We start from the raw sequence: 18,994 nt of genomic DNA, 5'->3' as shown, positions 1-18,994 counted from the left end.
ATCCAGGGATTCACGTGACTGAGGCGGAACAGGCCGGACGGCCCACCGAGCCCACCGGGGCGACGGCGACGGCCGGTGGAGAGAGCGTGCCCAAGGGCCCGCGGCGCATCGGGACGCTGCTGGCCGTGGCCGCCTTCGCGTTCCTCCTCGACCTGGGCAGCAAGCTCCTCGTGGTCGCCCAGCTGGAGCACCACGACCCCATCCAGGTGTTCGGCACCTGGCTCCAGTTCGAGGTGATCCGCAACCGGGGCGCGGCCTTCGGCTTCGGCGAGGCGATGACGATCGTCTTCACGGTCATCGCCGCCGCCGTGATCGTGGCGATCGCCCGGATCGCCCGCAAGCTCCACAGCATGCCGTGGGCGATCGCGCTCGGCCTGCTGCTGGGCGGCGCCTTCGGCAATCTCACCGACCGGCTGTTCCGCTCGCCCGGCGGCTTCCAGGGCGGCGTGGTGGACTTCATCGCGCCCGCCCACTTCGCCGTCTTCAACCTCGCCGACTCCGCGATCGTCTGCGGTGGCTTCCTGATCGTGATCCTCTCCTTCCGGGGCCTGGACCCGGACGGCACCGTCCACCAGGACTGAGCCCCGGGCCGAGCCCCGGACTGAGCCCCTGGCCGGGCCCCGGCCGAGGCCCGGGGCGGGGATGTCGCACCCGTCCGTCATACTCGACGGGTGAGCACCATTCCCGAGATCCGCGCCCTGCCCGTTCCCGACGGCCTGGAGGGCGAGCGCGTCGACGCCGCGATCGCCCGTATGTTCGGCTTCTCCCGCACCAAGGCAGCCGAGCTGGCGGCCGCGGGAAAGGTCCAGCTCGACGGGGCCGCGGCCGGGAAGTCCGACCGGGTGACCGGCGGCGCCTGGCTGGAGGTCGAGATGCCCGCGGCGCCCGCGCCGGTGCAGATCGTCGCCGAGCCCGTCGAGGGCATGGAGATCATCCATGACGACGACGACATCGTCGTGATCGTCAAGCCGGTGGGCGTGGCCGCCCACCCCAGCCCCGGCTGGACGGGCCCCACCGTGATCGGCGGCCTCGCCGCCGCGGGCTACCGCATCTCCACCTCGGGCGCCGCCGAGCGCCAGGGCATCGTCCACCGCCTGGACGTCGGCACCTCGGGCCTGATGGTGGTCGCCAAGTCCGAGCGCGCCTACTCCCACCTCAAGCACCAGTTCCGCGAGCGGATCACCGACAAGCGCTACCACGCGCTGGTCCAGGGCCACCCGGACCCGATGAGCGGCACCATCGACGCCCCCATCGGCCGGCACCCCAACCACGACTACAAGTGGGCCGTCATCGCCGACGGCAAGCCGTCCGTGACCCACTACGACCTCATCGAGGCGTTCCGGGCCGCCAGCCTGCTGGACATCAAGCTGGAGACGGGCCGCACCCACCAGATCCGTGTGCACATGTCCGCCCACCGGCACCCCTGCGTCGGCGACATGACCTACGGCGCCGACCCCACCCTCGCCAAGCGGCTGAAGCTCACCCGCCAGTGGCTGCACGCCGTGCGCCTGGGCTTCGAGCACCCCTCGGACGGCCGCTGGGTGGAGTTCGAGAGCGAGTACCCCGACGATCTGCGGTACGCCCTGGACACAGTGCGCGCCGAGAGCGCGTAGCCGCCGGGCCCGGAGGGCGGTCCGGGGGAACGGCCCGGAGGGCGGGCCGGAGGCGGGTGAGGCAGGCTGGGGGAACGGCCCCGGCAGTCACACCCGCACCGACCGACCCGCCCGGAGGGCATCCGTGGACCAGCTCGCCCTGCTGTTCGTCCTACTGCTGGGGGCGCTGGTCACCGTGCCGCTGGGCGACCGGCTCGGGCTGCCGCCGCCGGTGCTGATGACGCTCGGCGGGATCGTCCTGGCGCTGCTGCCGTACGTGCCGAACGTGAACATCCCGCCGGAGTTCATCCTCCCGCTGGTCCTGCCGCCCCTGCTCTACGCCTCCGCCCAGCGCACCTCCTGGCGGCAGTTCGCCGCCAACCGGCGGCCGATCTTCCTGCTCGCGGTCGCGCTGGTCTTCGTCACCACCGCCGCGGTCGCCGCCGTCGCCAACGCGATCGTGCCCGGGATCTCGCTGGCCGCCGCCGTGGCGCTGGGCGCGCTCGTCGCCCCGCCCGATCCCGTGGCCGCCACCGCCGTCGCGGGCTCCCTGGGGCTGCCCCGCCGCCTCGTCTCCATCCTGGAGGGGGAGGGGCTCTTCAACGACGTCACCGCCATCGTGCTCTACCACGTGGCCATCGCGGCCGCCGTCAGCGGCAGCTTCTCCCTGCCCAGGGCGGCGGGCGAACTGGTGTTCTCCGCCGTGGTGGCCGTGGTGGTCGGCCTGGGGCTCGGCTGGATCGCCAAGCGGCTGATGGACGTCCTCGGCGACCCCACGCTCCAGATCGGGCTCACCCTGCTCGTGCCGTTCGTCTCCTACGTCCTCGCCGAGGAGTTCAAGGGCTCCGGGGTGCTCGCGGTGCTGACCACCGCGCTCTTCCTCGCCGAGTTCGCGAGCGACGCCGACGACGTCCTGGGCCGGCTGGCCGGGCACACCTTCTGGGAGATCGTCGACACCCTCGTCACCGGCGTCGCCTTCGGCCTCGTAGGCCTCGAACTGCACAACGCCATCAGCACCGCGTACGGCCGCTGGGGCGAGATGCTCGGCATCGGCGGCGTCGTCATCGCCGTCGTGGTGGGCGTGCGCCTGGCCTGGCTCCTGCCGGCCGCCTGGCTGGCCAGACGGCTGCACAAGGGCCGCGACGTCGACGAGGAGATCCTGACGAACTGGCGGGAGACCCTGGTGATGTGGTGGTCCGGGATGCGGGGCGTGGCCTCCGTGGCCCTCGCCCTGGCCATCCCGCTGACCACGGACGACAAGTCGCCCTTCCCCGCCCGGGGCGAGATCCTCTTCATCGCCTTCGCCGTCATCGTCTCCACCCTCGTCGTCCAGGGCCTCACCCTGCCCCGGCTGGTCAAGCTCCTCGGCGTGCGCGCCGACTCCGACTGGACCCGGGAGCTGGAGCGCCAGCTGGCCATCCGCGCCGCCAAGGCCGCCAAGCACCGGCTGCTGGAGATCGAACGACAGGAAGAGCTCCCCGAGGACCTGGTGGAGATGCTCCACCGGCGCGCCTACGACATCGGCGCCCGCATCAGCCCCGAGATGGTCGACGAGGAACGCCGCGAGGCCCACGTCCAGCGCGTCCAGCGGCTGCGCACCATCCAGACCATCCACGCCGAACTCCTCTCGGCAGCCCGGCACGCGGTGCTCGACGCGCGCAGCGAGCCGTGGATGGACCCGGAGGTGGTGGACCGGGTGCTGCGGCAGCTCGACATGCGGAGCCTGCGCGGGGCGTGAGCGATCTACTCAGGTGGTCCCCGGCCCGGGACCGATGTCCCCCGACGTGGGAGGGGCCTGCCGGCGGTCCGGGGCCTGCTTCAGGCCGGGCGCGGGAGCGGTGTTGATCCGCGGCAGCGCGTACGGGTGCTCCCGGCGCAGCCAGGCGATCAGCGCCTCGCGGACCACACAGCGCAGCGTCCAGATGTCGTCGGGATCCTTGGCCGTGACCAGCGCCCGCACCTGGACGGTGGAGGGCGTGGTGTCGGTGACGACCAGGCTCCAGCCGCGCCCGTCCCACTCGGGGCATTCCTTGAGGACCTCGTGCAGCCGCTCGCGGATCAGGTCGATGGGGGCCGCGTGGTCCAGATGGAGGAAGACGGTGCCGGTCATCCGGGGATTGCTCCGGGACCAGTTCTCGAAGGGCCTGCTGGTGAAGTACGACACCGGCATCGTGATGCGCCGCTCGTCCCAGGTGGTCACCACCAGATAGGTGAGGGTGATCTCCTCGACGGTGCCCCACTGGCCGTCGACCACGACCGTGTCCCCGATGCGCACCATGTCGCCGAAGGCGATCTGGAGCCCGGCGAAGAGATTGCCCAGCGTCGACTGGGCGGCTATGCCCGCGACGACGCCGATCACTCCGGCCGAGGCCAGCAGGGACGCCCCCGCCGCCCGCATCGCGGGGAAGGTCAGCAGCATCGCCGCCACCGCCACGACGGACACGGCGGCCGTGACGACCCGCTGGATCAGTGTCACCTGGGTCCGTACCCGGCGCACCCGGTAGGGATCCTGCGCGCCCGCCGCGTAGCGCGCGTAGCCGGACTCCACGACGGCGGCCGCCACCCGGACCGCCAGCCAGGCGCACGCCGCGATCAATATCAGCGTCAGCACCTGCCCGACCGCGCCCCGGGACCCCTTCGGCAGCTCCGCCGAGGGATACCCGGCGCGCAGCAGCGCGGTGCACAGCACCAGCCGCAACGGCATCCGGCAGCGCTCCAGCAGCCCCCACAGCGGGGTCTCGGGATGCAGTGCCCCCACGCGGCGCACCGCCTGGTCGGCCATCCACCCCGCCACGAGGGTGATCAGGACCGCCCCGCCGAGAACCGCGAGGGGACGCAGTATGTGCTCCATGAGCAACACCTCCGCTCTTTCGAACGTAGCTGGCTGGCACGATGGGGGCACGCGATCCATGCCGTAAGGAAGTGACTCCAGTGACGTCCCCTACCACGATTGTTCTGTTCCATTCCGCCTACGGTCTGCGGCCGGCCGTCCACGCCGCCGCCGACCGCCTGCGGGCCGCCGGGCACGAGGTGCACGTGCCCGACCTGTACGAGGGGCGCACGGCGGAGACCGTCGAGGACGGCATGGCCATCAAGGACGAGATCGGCCACGAGGAGCTCCTGCGGCGCGCCGTGACCGCGGCGGCCCCGCTGTCGGACCGGGGCCTGGTCTACGCGGGCTTCTCGCTCGGCGGCTCCATCGCCCAGAACCTGGCCCTGGCCGACGAGAAGGCCCGCGGCCTGCTGCTCCTCCACGGCACGTCCGACCTCCCGGAGGACGCGGCCGTCGACGAGCTGCCGGTCCAGCTCCACGTCGCCGACCCGGACCCCTTCGAGCCCCACGACTGGCTGAACGCGTGGTACCTGCGCATGGGCCGCGCCGGCGCGGACGTGGAGGTCCACCGCTACCACGGCGCGGGGCACCTCTTCACGGACCCGGACCTGGACGACTACGACGCGGAGGCGGCGGAGCGGACGTGGGCGGTCGCCCTGGCGTTCCTGGAGGACGTGGCGGCGTAGCCGCCCGCGAACGGGCCCCCGCGCGGGCGGGGGCCGTTCACGGCACGGCTCAGACGAGGCCGATCCCGGCCTGGGCCTTGATGGTGTCCACGGCGTCACTGGTGAGCCACCGCAGGGGGACGACGGTCCAGCGGGCACCCTTACGCATGATCACGGCCTTGCCGTCCCTGGTGCGCCCGACGTGGACGAAGCCGTGGTCGCGCCGCAGGTCTTTCGCCAGGTTCTCGCCGTGGACCATCGCGCTACTTCCCTTCGCGCTCCTCGTCGTCGGCCATGCTGCTGTAGACGTTACCGTTCTGCGAGACGTGCGTATCGGGGTCGGTGACCTGGTCCCGGTTCTCGTTCGGGTCCCAGTCGTCGTCCTTCTTCCCCATGCAGTGGGCTCCTTCCATGCGACCAGCGCTGTGTCGACGTGCGAGGGCGACAGAGCCACTTACTGAGGCTCAGATTCCACCCGCGCTGACGCGTTGACCAGGGTGTCTTGCATTCCAAACCCTTCCGGAATGCGGGGAGTTGAACGCGTGAGCGAACCGGAGTCGCCCGAGGTGACGTTCGGCAAGGAGATCAGGTACGCCCGCGGGCAGCAGCTCGCCAGCGTCACTTTCGCCGAGCAGTGCGACAAGGTGTTCGGTACTCCAGGCGTGTACGCGCGCATGCGCCAGCGAGCAGTCGGCGCGGGCAACCCGGCGTATCTCGCAGCAGTATCGGAGCACCCGCGGATCACGGTGCAGGTGCTTCCCTTCGGCGCCCCACCCAGAGGGACGCCGTTTATCTTGCTCGGGAGACCGGATGGCAGCGAAGTCCTCTACGCAGAGAGCTATGTACGGGGGCAATTCCATGACTCACCGGAGGCCGTTGCCGAAACGATCTCGTGGAGTATGGCTGCCCAGGCGTGACTCGGGTGGCATTCGGTAAGTGCAGGAGATATCCGACTTGGCTCGGACGATCTCCCAGCCGACCCCTTGGGGAATCCATAGGAATCTCGCGAACCCTCGCGTTGGCCTGCGCCGTCCTATGACCTGCACCGGGCGGCTGCGGCAGCTGCCCAGGAGGAGGTTGGCAAGTCATGCGTTCGTTCCGAAGGCCCCGTACCCGTCGGCGCGCGGCGGGCGCGGCCGCCTCCTTGGCTTTGGTCGCGCTGGCCTCGGCCGGCTGTTCCGGCCAAGGCGCGGCCGCGCAGCCGGGGGCTGCTGCGGACGCGTCGAAGCCGGGCGCCGCCCCCGCACCGGCGGCGTCGTCGGGCGTGCTGTTCGGCGGCGACGCGCAACTGACCGGTCTGCCGGATCTCGGCCGGTCCCCGGCGATCGTGCGCACCTATGACACCTTGGACAATGCCAAGGCATTCCCCTCCGCAGAGGAGACTCGTGCCTTGAGCGCCGGAGCGACTCTGCTGGCCAGTCTGGGCACGGGGCGCGACCGGGACTGGGCGTCCGTCGCCGCGGGGAAATCCGACACCGCTGCGCTCGGATTCCTGCGTGCGGTCGACAGCGCCGCCACAACGCATCACTTGAAGACGGTCTACGTGTCGTTCAGCCATGAGCCCAATGCAAAGGAGAACGAGAGGAAAGGGAGCCCGGCGCAGTTCGTCGCGGCCTGGCGGCACATGCGTCGACTGGCAACCGACGCACGCCTGGACGCCCGGAACGGCGGCCACCTGAGCTGGGTGTGGATCCTGACCGCGAACGGCTTCCACCAGTCCGGCACCCCCGAGCGCTACTGGCCGGGTGCCGAGAATGTGGATGTCGTCGGGGTCGACGGATATGTCTCCGGCGGCTGCTCGAAGCAGGCCAGCGGCAATTACGTGAATCCGTCCAAGACCGCCCCGAAGCCCGGCACTGTCTTCGATTCGGCGCTGACCTGGAGTGCCGCCCACGCCCCGGGCAAGCCGGTGTTCGTCCCGGAGTGGGGCAGCGTCCCGTTCACCGGATCCGACGTACGGGCCTCGTACGTCCGCGCCATGACCGGCTACGTGGCGGCCCATCAGCAGATCGGCGCGGTCCTGTACTGGAACGATCACGCCCACCACGACTCCTGCGACTACTCCCTGGGCGGTGACCCCGCGGCGCAGCGCGCTCTCGCCGCCATGGGCCGCGACGCGCACTTCCAGGCACATCCCTGACCGCCGGGGCTCCGCCCCCGGATCCCGGGGCCGGGGGACGGAGCCTCGGGGAACGTCAGCGCACCGGTGCGTCCGCGCGCTCCACGCGCTGGGTGCCCGAACGCGTGGTGTACGAGCGCGCCCACGACACCGTCGCCTTCGCGTCGCGCTTGTCCGACAGGACGTAGTAGTCCATCTGCGCCCGCTCGGCCGTGACGTCGAGGACGCCGTAGCCGTGGCCGTCCATGTCGAGCCACTTCACGTGCCGGTTGGAGGCCTTGATGGCCGCCGCCGCGGGCACCGACAGCGTGTGGGGCGCGACGTGCAGCAGGTCGTCGAGGTTGTCGGAGGACACGGACGTCACCACGAACTCCGTGGCGACGGACGACGACAGCGGGTAGGTCGCGGCCCGCTTGGGGACGTCGTTGGCCCAGGCCATGTGGATGTCGCCGGTGAGGAAGACGGTGTTGCGGATGGCCCGCCGCTCCAGGTGGTCGATCAGCTCGCGGCGGTCCTCGGTGTAGCCGTCCCACTGGTCGGTGTTGACGGCGAGGCCGCCCGCCGGGAGGCCCAGGAGCTTGGCGACGGGCTCCAGGAGGTGGGCGGGGAGGGCGCCGAAGGCGACCGGGGAGATCATCACGGGGTTGCCCACCAGCCGCCAGGTGGTGTCGGAGCTCGCCAGGCCCTCCTTGAGCCAGTCGAGCTGGACGCGGCCGGTGATGGTGCGGCCGGGTTCGTCGACCTTGCCGCTGCCGGGCTTGACCTGCTGCGAGCGGAAGGATCTCAGGTCCAGCAGGTGGAGGTCGGCGAGCTTGCCGAAGCGCAACCGGCGGTAGGTGGTGCCCTCGACGGAGGGGCGTACGGGCATCCACTCGAAGTACGCCCGCTTCGCCGCGGCGACCCGGTCCGCCCATGCGCCCTCGGCGCCCGGGGTGTGGTTCTCGGCGCCCCCGGACCAGGCGTCGTTGGCGAACTCGTGGTCGTCCCAGATGGCCACCATCGGGTGGGCGTGGTGGACGGCCTGGAGGTCCGGGTCGGTCTTGTAGCGGCCGTGGCGGGTGCGGTAATCGGCCAGCGAGATGATCTCGTGGGTGGGCTCGTGCCGGCGGACCACGTACTTGGCGGCGGGGTATTCGCCGGTCCCGTACTCGTAGATGTAGTCGCCGAGGTGGAAGACCGCGTCCAGGTCCTTGCGGCCGGCGAGGTGGCGGTACGCGGAGAAGTGGCCGGACTCCCAGTTGGCGCAGGACACCACGCCGAAGCGCAGCCCGGCCGTGGCCGCGTCGTGGGCGGGGGCGGTGCGGGTGCGGGCGGTCGGGGAGGCGGTGTCCCCGGCGGTGAACCGGTAGAAGTAGGCGGTGGCCGGGCGCAGTCCGCGGACGTCCGCCTTGACGGTGTGGTCGTGGGCGGCGGTCGCGGTGACGGTGCCCCGGGCGACGACCTTCGTGAAGCCGGCGTCCTCGGCGACCTGCCAGGCGATGTCCACGTCCGGGCCGAGCCCGGAGCCGGGCACGGCGTCCGGTACCGGCGTGACGCGGGTCCACAGCAGGATGCCGTCGGGCAGCGGGTCGCCGGAGGCGACGCCGTGGAGGAAGGCCGGGCGGGGCGGGCCCGGGGGGTCCGAGTCGGCGAGGGCGGCCGGGGCGGTGGCCAGCGGGATCAGGGCGGCGGTCGCGGTGGCGGCGACGGCCGTGACGGCGGTGCGGCGGGATATGTGGTGGGATGTCACGGGCCGTCACTTTACTGCCCGGTAGAACCAGCGGTAAGTCCTGTGACAAGGGCTTCGGCGGACGATCACCGAGTGTTCGTCCGCCCGTCACATCCATGATGGCTCATCAGCCGGTGGGGCGTTGGTCGCCCGTCATCTGATTCTTGCGAGGAGGTCCCGGCGTCCGCGCCGGGGGGATCACATCCGGATGCCGTGGCTCGGAGCGTTGCCTCATCCGGTTCAGGGCGTGGAGCGCCCGTATCGCTGTCAGTCATCGCCGAGGTGATACGAACACGTGCACCTGCTGTCGCTGGTTGGGGTGGCTGCTATGAAATCGAGGTACGTGTGTGCGGCAGTCGTGCGTATGGTCCTTCGGGGGGTGGGGATGTCATGGTTCCCGGCCGGGGACCATGGGGGAGGTGGCGTGGGTGAGGGTGGCTGCGGATGCCGGGCATGCTCGCTACACCTACCGGCTTCGCGTGTCCTCCGCCGCTCGCGCTGCTCTGGTGGCGGAGTGGGACCGGTGCCGGTGGGTGTGGAACGAGTGTGTCGCCAAGTCCAGGGCCGTGCACTTGCACAACAAGGCCACCGGCCGGAAGGCCACGTGTGGCCCGGCTCGGCTCGACAGGATGCTGACCGAGGCCCGTGCCTGTACGTCGTGGTTGCGTGAGGGCTCGTCGGTTCCCCAGCAGCAGGTCGTCCGCGACTTCGGCCGCTCCCGCGCCAAGGCGCACAAGGACATCGCGGAGCGCCTGCCCATGGCGCGCCGGGCGGGGATGCCGAAGTGGAAGGCCAAGCGCGAGGCGCTGCCGACCCTCAACTACACGCGGCGCGGATTCCGATTGAAGGGCGGTCGGCTGCAGCTGGCCGGGGGCATCGTCGTCACCGTGGTGTGGTCGCGGGATCTGCCGGCCGAGCCGTCCTCGGTGCGCGTCTATCAGGACAGCCTGCGGCACTGGTACTGCTCGTTCGTCGTCCCCGCCCAGGTCCAGCCGCTGCCGGAGACCGGCCGCGTTCTCGGCGTCGACTGGGGTGTGAAGCAGACCGCGACCACCACGTCGGACGCGCACGACCTGCCGCACGCCGAGCATGGCAAGAAGGCCCGGGCGAAGGTGTCCCGGTATGACCGGATGATGGCCCGCCGCAGGCCGGAGAAGGGCCGTCCCGGATCGAGGGGCTACCGTGAGGCGAGGAAGCTGCGGGCGAAGGCGCACAAGAAGGTCGCGAGGCGGCGTAAGGACACCGGCCGTAAGTGGGCCAAGAAGGTGGTCCGCGACCACGACGCCATCGCTGTCGAGGACTTCCGCCCGAGGTTCCTGGCCAGGAGCACCATGGCCCGCAAAGCCGCTGACGCCGCCATCGGCGCCACCAAGGCCGCCCTGATCGAGATGGGCCGCAAACACGGGCGGGACATCCGCCTGGTACACCCCGCGCACACCACGATGGACTGCGCGCACTGCGGAGCGAGAGCCAAGCACGCACTGCCGCTGGGAGAGCGCACCTACACCTGCATCACGTGTGGAAATGTGTCCCCACGGGACAAGAACTCCGCACGCGTGATGCTCGTCCGGGCTGGTCTCAACCCGGCTGGTGCTGATGGCGGAAGACCTCCTGGAGCGCTGCTCCAGGAGGCGGCCTGAGCCAGGAATCCCCTCCCATCAGGGAGGGGAGGTTTCAATTCACGAGCGCCCCGTCGACCAGCGTCGTGAACGTCTTCGGGTCCTGCGGCGCCTGGCCGCGCTGGTCGCCCAGCACCTTGCCGTTGAGCTTCAGGCCGGGGGTGCCCTGGATGGGCTTGTTCGGGCCGACCTGCTTGTCGAAGGCGGCGGACACCTCCAGGGCCCACTTGTCGAAGGTGCCGTCCTTGACGTCCTTCTCGAAGGCGGCGTTGCCCTTGAGCGCGGGCACCTCCTGCGCGACGGAGATCAGCTTGCCGTCGTCGGAGAAGGCGTCGTCCCGCTCGTCGGGGTGGTTCTTGGCCGAGTAGAGAGCCTCCTTGTACGCCAGGAACGCGTCCGGGCTCACATTGAGGGCCGCGCCCAGCGCGCTCAGCGCGTTCTTCGACCCCGAGCCCTTGATCATCGGGTTGCGGTCGAGGAAGGTGCCCATCTCGAACTGGGCCTTGTACTTGCCGTCCTTGATGTCCTTCCGGACGGTCGAGCCGACGGCCTGCTCGAAGCCGGAGCAGACCGGGCAGCGCATGTCCTCGAAGACCTCCAGGGTGTTCTTCGCGTCCTGCTTGCCGATGACGACCGTGGTGCCCTTGTCGCCGGTGGTGTTGGCGGGCTGCTTGAATCCCCGGTCCTTGGCCGCGGTCTCCCAGTCCTCGCTGCTGACCTTGGTGTTCTTGCCGCCGTCGGTGGCCTTGGTGACGGCCACGCCGATGCCGCCCGCCGCCGCCAGGACGACGACGATCGCGCCGCCGATGAGGAGCTGACGGCGGGTCTTGTCGCGCTTGGCCTGCTTCTCGCGCTCGGCGCGCAGGCGTTCGCGGGCGGCGGCCTTGTTCTGGGGGTTGCTCATGACTCGGCTCCGTGGAGAGAAAAGGTACGGAAGGGATGTGCTGCCGTGCTCAGGCGGAGGCCGGGAGCGACGGCGGTCCCCGCCGTACGACGGAGTGGACGAGCAGGGGGAGCGTACGGGCGTACAGGGTGTCGCGTACGGGCCGTACGGGCGCGGTGCCGGCGGGGCCGTACGCCCGGAGTTCGGCGGCCGGCAGCGGCGGGCGGAAGGCCAGCGCGGCCAGCGCGCGCAGCAGCCGGGCCACGGCCACCTCGCCGCGCCGCAGCCAGGCGGCCGCGACCAGCCCGACCGTGACGTGCGCGGCGAGCAGCAGCCAGGGCGTCGCGGAGCTCGTGGCGGCCGGCCCGCCGGCCAGGGGCGAGCCGAACTCGCCGCCCCGGCAGACCAGATCGACGCCCATCGAGTGGAGGGGGCCCGCGACCGGGCCGCCGGCCTGGCCGTAACAGGCGTGCTGGCCGGTGGTGAAGACGGTGTCCGCCGTCAGCTCCAGCGGGACGAGCAGGGCCGCTATCGGCCAGAAACCGCGCTCCCGGCCGGCCAGCGCGTAGGCGACGGCGAAGAAGGCGGCGGCCAGCACGGCGACCGTGGACAGGGGCAACGGGGCGTGCGAGAGCAGCACATGGGCCGCCGAGGACAGCGTGAGGCAGAGCGCCGTGAACAGCCCGGCGCGCACCGCCCTGAGCCGAACGCCCGTCCCCTCCATGAGGGGGAGTGTGCCACGGCGGCCGTCGGCTGTCCGGTCAAGATTCGGCATCGATGAGGGGCGGGCCGGGCCCGCCCCTCGGGGGCGCTACTTGAGCTGCGCGGCGACCAGCTCGCTGAACTTGTCGGGCGTGTTCGGGGCGCCCTCGCCGTACGCGGTCTTCACGGACAGCTTCTTGCCGTCGAGCTTGAGCGTGGGCGTGCCGGTGACGTCCTTGTGGCTGTCGAAGGAGTCGGACATCTCCAGGGCCCACTTGTCGAAGGTGCCGTCCTTGACGTCCTTCTCGAAGGCGGCGTTGCCCTTGAGCGCGGGCACCTGCTGGGCGACCTTCAGCAGGACGTCGTCCTTGGCGAAGTCGTCCTTGGTCTCCTCGGGGTGGTTGGCCTTGGAGTAGAGGGCCTTGTTGTAGGCGCTGAAGGCGTCGGTGCTGACGTTCAGCGCGGCGCCGAGCGCGCTCAGGGCGTTCTTCGAGCCGTCGCCGCGGATCTGCGGGTTGCGGTCGAGGAAGGTGCCGATGTGGTACGAGACCTTGTACTTGCCGTCCTTGACGTCCTTGTCGATGGTGCCGCCGACGTTCTGCTCGAAGACGGAGCAGATCGGGCAGCGCATGTCCTGGTAGATCTCCAGGGTGTGCTTGGCGTCCTTCTTGCCGACGACGATCTCGGTGCCCTTGTCGCCGCCGGTGTTGGCGGGCTTGACGAGCGTCTTGTCGGCGGCGGCGGACCAGGCGGAGTCGCTCTTGCCGCCGGACTGGGTCACCGCGTAGCCGACGCCGCCGGCTATCGCCAGGACGCCGACGATCGCGCCGCCGACGAGGAGCTGGCGGCGGGTCTTCTCCTGCTTCGCCTGCTTCTCGCGCTCGGCGCGCAGCCGGTCGCGGGCGGACTGCTTGTTCTCCCAGTTGTTGCGCTTGCTCATGGTGGTCTTCTCCGTGATGCGTGGTGATGCGTGTCGTGGCTGTCGGTCGCGTGCGGCCCGGCCTGCGCGGGGCCCGTCCGGGGGCGGACGGGCCGGCGGTCAGCAGGGCGTGGGCAGCGGGGCCGGCGGACCGCGTCGTACGACGGAGTGGACCAGGAGCGGGAAGGCGTGGCGGGAGGGGGCCTCGCGGCGGGCCCGTACGGACCGCACGGGCCCCGCGGCGGCGCGGGCGCGCGCGTCCAGCACCGCGGCGGCGAGCCGCAGCGGGCGGAAGGCCACCGCCGCCGTGGCGCGCAGCAGCCCGGCGAGCGCGGCCTCGCCGCGCCGCAGCCAGACGGCGGCCAGCAGGCCCACGGCGACGTGCCCGGCGAGCAGCAGCCAGGGGGCGGTGCCGGGGGCGGCCCAGCGGGCCAGCGGGCCGCCCATGCCGCCCTCGCACAGCCAGGTCAGCGCCCCGCCGGTGGCGGGGTGGCCGGGCCGGCCGTAGCAGGTGTCCTGCCCGGCGGTGAAGAGCGCGGCGGCGCCCAGCTCCAGCGGGACCAGGAGGGCGGCGATGCGCCCGTAGCCGCGCTCGCGGCCCGCGAGGGCGTAGGCGAGCGCGAAGACGGCGACGCCGGCCCCGGCGACGGTCGCCGGCGGCAGCGGCTTTCCGGACAGCAGCACGTGGGAGGCCGCGGACAGCAGTACGCACAGCGCCGCGAAGAGCGCCGCGCGCAGTGCCCGCAACCGTGCCGCTGATATGTCCATGAGGGCCGAGTCTGTCATGTCGCGCGATAAACCTCGACTAAAGGCGACTAAAGGCCCGGAATACGGCCGTTGCGGAAGAGATCCACGAAGATCTGGTGGTCCGCGCGGGCCCGGGCGCCATAGGTGTGGGCGAAGTCCACGAGGAGCGTCGCGAAGCCTTCCTCGTCGGCGGCGATCACGGCGTCGATGGCACGCTCCGTGGAGAACGGCACCAGCGAGTGACCGCTCTGGTCGTCGGCGGCCGCGTGCATGGCGGCGGTGGCCCGGCCCAGGTCGGCGACGACGGCGGCGATCTCCTCGGGGTCGTCGATGTCCGACCAGTCGAGGTCCACGGCGTAGGGCGAGACCTCGGCGACGAGCTGCCCGGTCCCGTTCAGCTCGGTCCAGCCCAGCCACGGGTCGGCGTGCGCCTGGAGCGCCCGCTGGGAGATCACCGTGCGGTGGCCCTCGTGGTGGAAGTACTCGCGCACGGCCCGGTCGGTGATGTGCCGGGAGACCGCCGGGGTCTGCGCCTGCTTCATGTAGATGACGACGTCGTTCTCCAGGGCGTCGCTGTTGCCCTCCAGGAGGATGTTGTACGAGGGCAGGCCGGCGCTGCCGATGCCGACGCCCCGGCGGCCGACGACGTCCTTGACGCGGTAGGAGTCCGGGCGGGCCAGGCTGGTGTCGGGGAGGGTCTCCAGGTAGCCGTCGAAGGCGTCGAGGATCTTGTAGCGGGTGGCGGCGTCCAGCTCGACGGTGCCTTCGCCGGGCAGGAAGCGCCGGTCGAAGTCGCGGATCTCCGTCATCGTGGCCAGCAGCCCGAAGCGGGTCAGCGAGCGGGCCTCGCGGAGGGCGTCGAGGAGGGGGCCGTCGGCGGTGTCCAGGGTGAAGGGCGGGATCTCGTCGTCCTTGGCGCCGGTGGCCAGGGCGTGGATCCGCTCGCGGTAGGCGGCGGCGTAGATCCGCACCAGCTCGGAGATCTTCTCGTCGCTGAGCGCCTTGGCGTGGCCCAGCAGCGCCACGGAGGCGGCGAAGCGCTTGAGGTCCCAGGTGAAGGGGCCGACGTAGGCCTCGTCGAAGTCGTTGACGTTGAAGACGAGGCGGCCGTTGGCGTCCATGTACGTGCCGAAGTTCTCGGCGTGGAGATCGCCGTGGATCCACACCCGGCCGGTGCGCTCGTCCAGGTAGGGGCCGGCGTCGCCCCCGCGCGCCAGGTCGGAGTAGAAGAGGCAGGCGGTGCCCCGGTAGAAGGCGAAGGCGGAGGCGGCCATCTTCCGGAACTTCACGCGGAAGGCCGCCGGGTCGGCCGCCAGCAGCTCGCCGAAGGCGGTGTCGAAGACGGCGAGGATCTCCTCGCCGCGCTGTGCGGCCCGCTCGTGCTCGGTCGCCATCGCGGGTTCCTCCTGGGGTGGGGCATGGAACGAACGTGTGTGCTGTCGTGCTCAACGCGTGAGGGTACCGGCGCGTGCCCCCGGCTGTCGGTGGGGGCCGGTAACCTTCAAAACAGTCCCGTCCGCCCCGCTGCCCGCTCCCGCCGGAGGTCTCCCACCGTGGCCAACAAGCCGCCCTTCACGCACCTGCACGTCCACACCCAGTACTCCCTGCTGGACGGTGCCGCGCGGCTCAAGGACATGTTCAATGCCTGCAATGAGATGGGCATGACACACATCGCCATGTCCGACCACGGCAACCTCCATGGGGCGTACGACTTCTTCCATTCCGCCCAGAAGGCCGGAATCACCCCGATCATCGGCATCGAGGCGTACGTCGCCCCCGAGTCCCGGCGCAACAAGCGCCGCATCCAGTGGGGCCAGCCGCACCAGAAGCGGGACGACGTCTCCGGTTCGGGTGGTTACACCCACAAGACGATCTGGGCCGCCAACGCCACCGGCCTGCACAACCTCTTCCGGCTGTCCTCCGACGCCTACAAGGAGGGCTGGCTGACCAAGTGGCCCCGGATGGACAAGGAGACCATCAGCCAGTGGTCCGAGGGCCTGATCGCCTCCACCGGCTGCCCCTCCGGCGAGCTGCAGACCCGGCTGCGCCTCGGCCAGTTCGACGAGGCCCTGAAGTCCGCCTCCGAGTACCAGGACATCTTCGGCAAGGACCGGTACTTCCTGGAGCTGATGGACCACGGCATCGAGATCGAGCGCCGCGTCCGCGACGGCCTGCTGGAGATCGGCAAGAAGCTCGGCATCCCGCCCCTGGTCACCAACGACTCGCACTACACCTACGCGCACGAGGCCGAGGCCCACGACGCCCTCCTGTGCATCCAGACCGGCAAGAACCTCTCCGACCCGGACCGCTTCCGCTTCGACGGCTCGGGCTACTACCTGAAGTCCACGGAGGAGATGTACGCCATCGACTCCTCGGACGCCTGGCAGGAGGGCTGCGCCAACACCAAGCTGGTCGCCGACCAGATCGACACCGAGGGCATGTTCCAGTTCCGGAACCTGATGCCCAAGTTCGACATCCCCGACGGCTACACCGAGGTCACCTGGTTCCGCGAGGAGACCATGCGCGGGATGCACCGCCGCTTCCCGGGCGGCATCCCCGAGGACCGCATGAAGCAGGTCGAGTACGAGATGGACACGATCATCTCGATGGGCTTCCCGGGCTACTTCCTCGTGGTCGCCGACTTCATCATGTGGGCGAAGAACCAGGGCATCGCGGTCGGCCCCGGCCGAGGCTCCGCGGCCGGCTCGATCGTGGCCTACGCCATGGGCATCACCGACCTCGACCCCATCCCGCACGGCCTGATCTTCGAGCGCTTCCTCAACCCCGAGCGCATCTCGATGCCCGATGTCGACATCGACTTCGACGAGCGCAGGCGCGCCGAGGTGATCCGCTATGTGACCGAGAAGTACGGCGCCGACAAGGTCGCCATGATCGGCACCTACGGCACCATCAAGGCCAAGAACGCGATCAAGGACTCCGCCCGCGTCCTCGGCTACCCGTACGCGATGGGCGACCGCATCACCAAGGCCATGCCCGCCGACGTCCTCGGCAAGGGCATCCCGCTCTCCGGCATCCTCGACCCCTCCCACCCGCGCTACAGCGAGGCCGGCGAGGTCCGCGGGATGTACGAGAACGAGCCGGACGTCAAGAAGGTCATCGACACCGCGCGCGGCGTCGAGGGCCTGGTCCGTCAGATGGGTGTCCACGCGGCCGGCGTGATCATGTCCAGCGAGACGATCACCGACCACGTCCCGGTCTGGGTCCGGCACTCCGACGGCGTCACCATCACCCAGTGGGACTACCCGAGCTGTGAGTCGCTCGGCCTGCTGAAGATGGACTTCCTCGGCCTGCGCAACCTCACGATCATGGACGACGCCGTCAAGATGGTGAAGGCCAACAAGGGGATCGACATCGACCTCCTGGCCCTCCCGCTCGACGACCCCACGACCTTCGAGCTCCTCCAGCGCGGTGACACCCTCGGCGTCTTCCAGTTCGACGGCGGGCCCATGCGGTCGCTGCTGCGGCTGATGAAGCCCGACAACTTCGAAGACATCTCCGCCGTGTCCGCCCTGTACCGGCCGGGCCCGATGGGCATGAACTCGCACACGAACTACGCGCTGCGCAAGAACAAGCAGCAGGAGATCACCCCGATCCACCCGGAGCTGGAGAAGCCCCTCGAAGAGGTCCTGGCCGTCACCTACGGCCTGATCGTCTACCAGGAGCAGGTCCAGAAGGCCGCCCAGATCATCGCCGGGTACTCGCTCGGCGAGGCCGACATCCTCCGCCGCGTCATGGGCAAGAAGAAGCCCGAGGAGCTGGCGAAGAACTTCACCATCTTCCAGGCCGGCGCCCGGAAGAACGGCTACACCGACGAGGCCATCCAGGCCCTGTGGGACGTGCTGGTCCCCTTCGCCGGCTACGCCTTCAACAAGGCCCACTCCGCCGCGTACGGCCTCGTCTCGTACTGGACCGCCTACCTCAAGGCGAACTACCCCGCCGAGTACATGGCCGCGCTCCTCACCTCGGTGCGCGACGACAAGGACAAGTCGGCGATCTACCTCAACGAGTGCCGCCGCATGGGCATCAAGGTGCTCCCGCCGAACGTCAACGAGTCCGAGGCCAACTTCGCCGCCCAGGGCGACGACGTGATCCTCTTCGGCCTCACCGCCGTCCGCAACGTCGGGCAGAACGTGGTCGACTCGATCATCCGCTGCCGCAAGTCCAAGGGGAAGTACACCACCTTCCCGGACTTCCTCGACAAGGTCGAGGCCGTCGTCTGCAACAAGCGCACCGTCGAATCCCTGATCAAGGCCGGCGCCTTCGACGAGATGGGCCACACCCGCAAGGGCCTCACCGCGCACTACGAACCGATGATCGACAACGTGGTGCAGGTCAAGCGCAAGGAGGCCGAGGGACAGTTCGACCTCTTCGGCGGCATGGGCGACGACAGCGGCGACGACGGCCCCGGCTTCGGGCTGGACGTGGAGTTCTCCGACGTCGAGTGGGAGAAGGCCTATCTGCTCGCGCAGGAGCGCGAGATGCTCGGCCTCTACGTCTCCGACCACCCGCTCTTCGGCATCGAGCACGTCCTCAACGACAAGGCCGACGCCTCGATCTCCCAGCTCACCGGCGGTGAGCACGCCGACGGTGCCATCGTCACCATCGGCGGCATCATCTCCGGCCTCCAGCGCAAGATGACCAAGCAGGGCAACGCCTGGGCCATCGCCACCGTCGAGGACCTGGCCGGCTCCATCGACTGCATGTTCTTCCCCGCCACCTATCAGCTGGTCTCCACCCAGCTCGTCGAGGACGCCGTCGTCTTCGTCAAGGGCCGCCTCGACAAGCGCGAGGACATCCCCCGGCTGGTGGCCATGGAGCTGATGGTCCCCGACCTCTCCAACGCCGGCACCAACGCCCCGGTGATCATCTCCATCCCCACGGTCAAGGTCACCCCGCCGCTGGTGGAGCGACTGGGCCAGGTGCTCAGCCACCACCGGGGCTCGACCGAGGTACGGATCAAGCTCCAGGGCGCCCGCAAGACGACCGTCCTCCGGCTCGACCGCCACCGGGTGACACCCGATCCGGCGCTCTTCGGCGACCTGAAGCAGCTGCTCGGCCCGTCCTGCCTGGCAGGCTGAGCCGGCACCACCATGAATGCGCTTGAGGGGCGGGGGCCCGGGGGGGGGGGGGCCCCCCCCCCCCCCCCCCCCCCGGCGGGGGGGGGGGGGCGCGGAGGTGAGGTAGGT

At 70.5% G+C, this 18,994-nt stretch carries 17 protein-coding genes; 8 read left to right on the top strand and 9 right to left on the bottom strand.

Annotated features, from left to right (window positions below; genetic code table 11):
- The first annotated feature begins 14 nt into the window (after nucleotides 1-14).
- The 3 genes from lspA (at nucleotide 15) to ACFYZR_RS01175 (ending at nucleotide 3,330) form a co-directional block, all read left to right on the top strand.
- Entirely contained in the window at nucleotides 15-581 is a 567-nt protein-coding gene (gene lspA, locus ACFYZR_RS01185; protein WP_391903132.1) for a signal peptidase II, read from the top strand.
- A 90-nt stretch (nucleotides 582-671) separates the two neighbouring features.
- Complete coding sequence (locus tag ACFYZR_RS01180) at nucleotides 672-1,613, top strand: RluA family pseudouridine synthase (protein WP_391903129.1); 942 nt, start codon at nucleotides 672-674, stop codon at nucleotides 1,611-1,613.
- Nucleotides 1,614-1,737: 124 nt separating this feature from the next.
- Nucleotides 1,738-3,330 carry a Na+/H+ antiporter gene (locus ACFYZR_RS01175; protein WP_391903126.1) on the top strand — a complete coding sequence of 531 codons (1,593 nt, stop codon included), beginning with the start codon at nucleotides 1,738-1,740 and terminating at the stop codon, nucleotides 3,328-3,330.
- Nucleotides 3,331-3,339: 9 nt separating this feature from the next.
- Here the strand turns inward: ACFYZR_RS01175 and ACFYZR_RS01170 are convergent, their stop codons facing one another.
- On the bottom strand, nucleotides 3,340-4,443 hold the full coding sequence (locus ACFYZR_RS01170) for a mechanosensitive ion channel family protein (RefSeq protein ID WP_391903123.1): 1,104 nt from the start codon (nucleotides 4,441-4,443) through the stop codon (nucleotides 3,340-3,342).
- A gap of 41 nt (nucleotides 4,444-4,484) precedes the next feature.
- On the opposite strand from ACFYZR_RS01170, the gene ACFYZR_RS01165 reads away from it, so the two are divergent.
- Entirely contained in the window at nucleotides 4,485-5,111 is a 627-nt protein-coding gene (locus tag ACFYZR_RS01165; protein ID WP_391903121.1) for a dienelactone hydrolase family protein, read from the top strand.
- A 49-nt stretch (nucleotides 5,112-5,160) separates the two neighbouring features.
- On the opposite strand, the gene ACFYZR_RS01160 is transcribed toward ACFYZR_RS01165, so the two are convergent.
- Together ACFYZR_RS01160 and ACFYZR_RS01155 are read right to left on the bottom strand one after the other, a co-directional pair.
- A complete protein-coding gene (locus ACFYZR_RS01160; RefSeq protein ID WP_391903118.1) occupies nucleotides 5,161-5,349 on the bottom strand; it encodes a hypothetical protein in 189 nt (62 codons plus the stop codon).
- A 4-nt stretch (nucleotides 5,350-5,353) separates the two neighbouring features.
- On the bottom strand, nucleotides 5,354-5,485 hold the full coding sequence (locus tag ACFYZR_RS01155; RefSeq protein WP_391903115.1) for a hypothetical protein: 132 nt from the start codon (nucleotides 5,483-5,485) through the stop codon (nucleotides 5,354-5,356).
- A 147-nt stretch (nucleotides 5,486-5,632) separates the two neighbouring features.
- Between ACFYZR_RS01155 and ACFYZR_RS01150 the strand changes: the two genes are divergently transcribed.
- On the top strand, nucleotides 5,633-6,007 hold the full coding sequence (locus tag ACFYZR_RS01150) for a Scr1 family TA system antitoxin-like transcriptional regulator (RefSeq protein WP_391903113.1): 375 nt from the start codon (nucleotides 5,633-5,635) through the stop codon (nucleotides 6,005-6,007).
- A 170-nt stretch (nucleotides 6,008-6,177) separates the two neighbouring features.
- Nucleotides 6,178-7,230, top strand: coding sequence for a hypothetical protein (locus tag ACFYZR_RS01145; RefSeq protein WP_391903110.1), 1,053 nt, complete (start codon nucleotides 6,178-6,180; stop codon nucleotides 7,228-7,230).
- Between the two features lie 55 nt (nucleotides 7,231-7,285).
- Here the strand turns inward: ACFYZR_RS01145 and ACFYZR_RS01140 are convergent, their stop codons facing one another.
- Nucleotides 7,286-8,938 (bottom strand): alkaline phosphatase D family protein, encoded by a 1,653-nt coding sequence (locus ACFYZR_RS01140; RefSeq protein WP_391903108.1) that lies wholly within the window; start codon nucleotides 8,936-8,938, stop codon nucleotides 7,286-7,288.
- A 389-nt stretch (nucleotides 8,939-9,327) separates the two neighbouring features.
- On the opposite strand from ACFYZR_RS01140, the gene ACFYZR_RS01135 reads away from it, so the two are divergent.
- Nucleotides 9,328-10,557, top strand: a complete 1,230-nt coding sequence (locus ACFYZR_RS01135; RefSeq protein WP_391903106.1) for an RNA-guided endonuclease InsQ/TnpB family protein — start codon at nucleotides 9,328-9,330, stop codon at nucleotides 10,555-10,557.
- Nucleotides 10,558-10,591: 34 nt separating this feature from the next.
- Here the strand turns inward: ACFYZR_RS01135 and ACFYZR_RS01130 are convergent, their stop codons facing one another.
- From ACFYZR_RS01130 to ACFYZR_RS01110, 5 genes are all read right to left on the bottom strand, one after another.
- Nucleotides 10,592-11,440, bottom strand: a complete 849-nt coding sequence (locus ACFYZR_RS01130; protein WP_391903103.1) for a thioredoxin domain-containing protein — start codon at nucleotides 11,438-11,440, stop codon at nucleotides 10,592-10,594.
- 49 nt (nucleotides 11,441-11,489) lie between these two features.
- Nucleotides 11,490-12,143 (bottom strand): hypothetical protein, encoded by a 654-nt coding sequence (locus tag ACFYZR_RS01125; protein WP_391903100.1) that lies wholly within the window; start codon nucleotides 12,141-12,143, stop codon nucleotides 11,490-11,492.
- A gap of 87 nt (nucleotides 12,144-12,230) precedes the next feature.
- Nucleotides 12,231-13,061: a thioredoxin domain-containing protein gene (locus tag ACFYZR_RS01120; protein ID WP_391903097.1), complete on the bottom strand. Its 831-nt coding sequence runs from the start codon at nucleotides 13,059-13,061 to the stop codon at nucleotides 12,231-12,233.
- A 99-nt stretch (nucleotides 13,062-13,160) separates the two neighbouring features.
- Nucleotides 13,161-13,808: a hypothetical protein gene (locus ACFYZR_RS01115; protein WP_391903092.1), complete on the bottom strand. Its 648-nt coding sequence runs from the start codon at nucleotides 13,806-13,808 to the stop codon at nucleotides 13,161-13,163.
- Nucleotides 13,809-13,855: 47 nt separating this feature from the next.
- The gene (locus ACFYZR_RS01110; RefSeq protein ID WP_391903089.1) at nucleotides 13,856-15,181 is read right to left on the bottom strand and encodes a DUF2252 domain-containing protein; all 1,326 of its coding nucleotides are present in this window, start codon (nucleotides 15,179-15,181) and stop codon (nucleotides 13,856-13,858) included.
- 159 nt (nucleotides 15,182-15,340) lie between these two features.
- Here ACFYZR_RS01110 and dnaE point away from each other — a divergent pair, with 159 nt between their 5' ends.
- A complete protein-coding gene (gene dnaE / locus ACFYZR_RS01105) occupies nucleotides 15,341-18,886 on the top strand; it encodes a DNA polymerase III subunit alpha (RefSeq protein ID WP_391903086.1) in 3,546 nt (1,181 codons plus the stop codon).
- The last annotated feature ends 108 nt before the right edge of the window (nucleotides 18,887-18,994 follow it).

This window comes from Streptomyces sp. NPDC001678, assembly GCF_042892945.1.
GTDB lineage: Bacteria > Actinomycetota > Actinomycetes > Streptomycetales > Streptomycetaceae > Streptomyces.
Note: the sequence above shows the minus strand (reverse complement) of the source record. Positions and strands in the feature narration are given on the sequence as shown.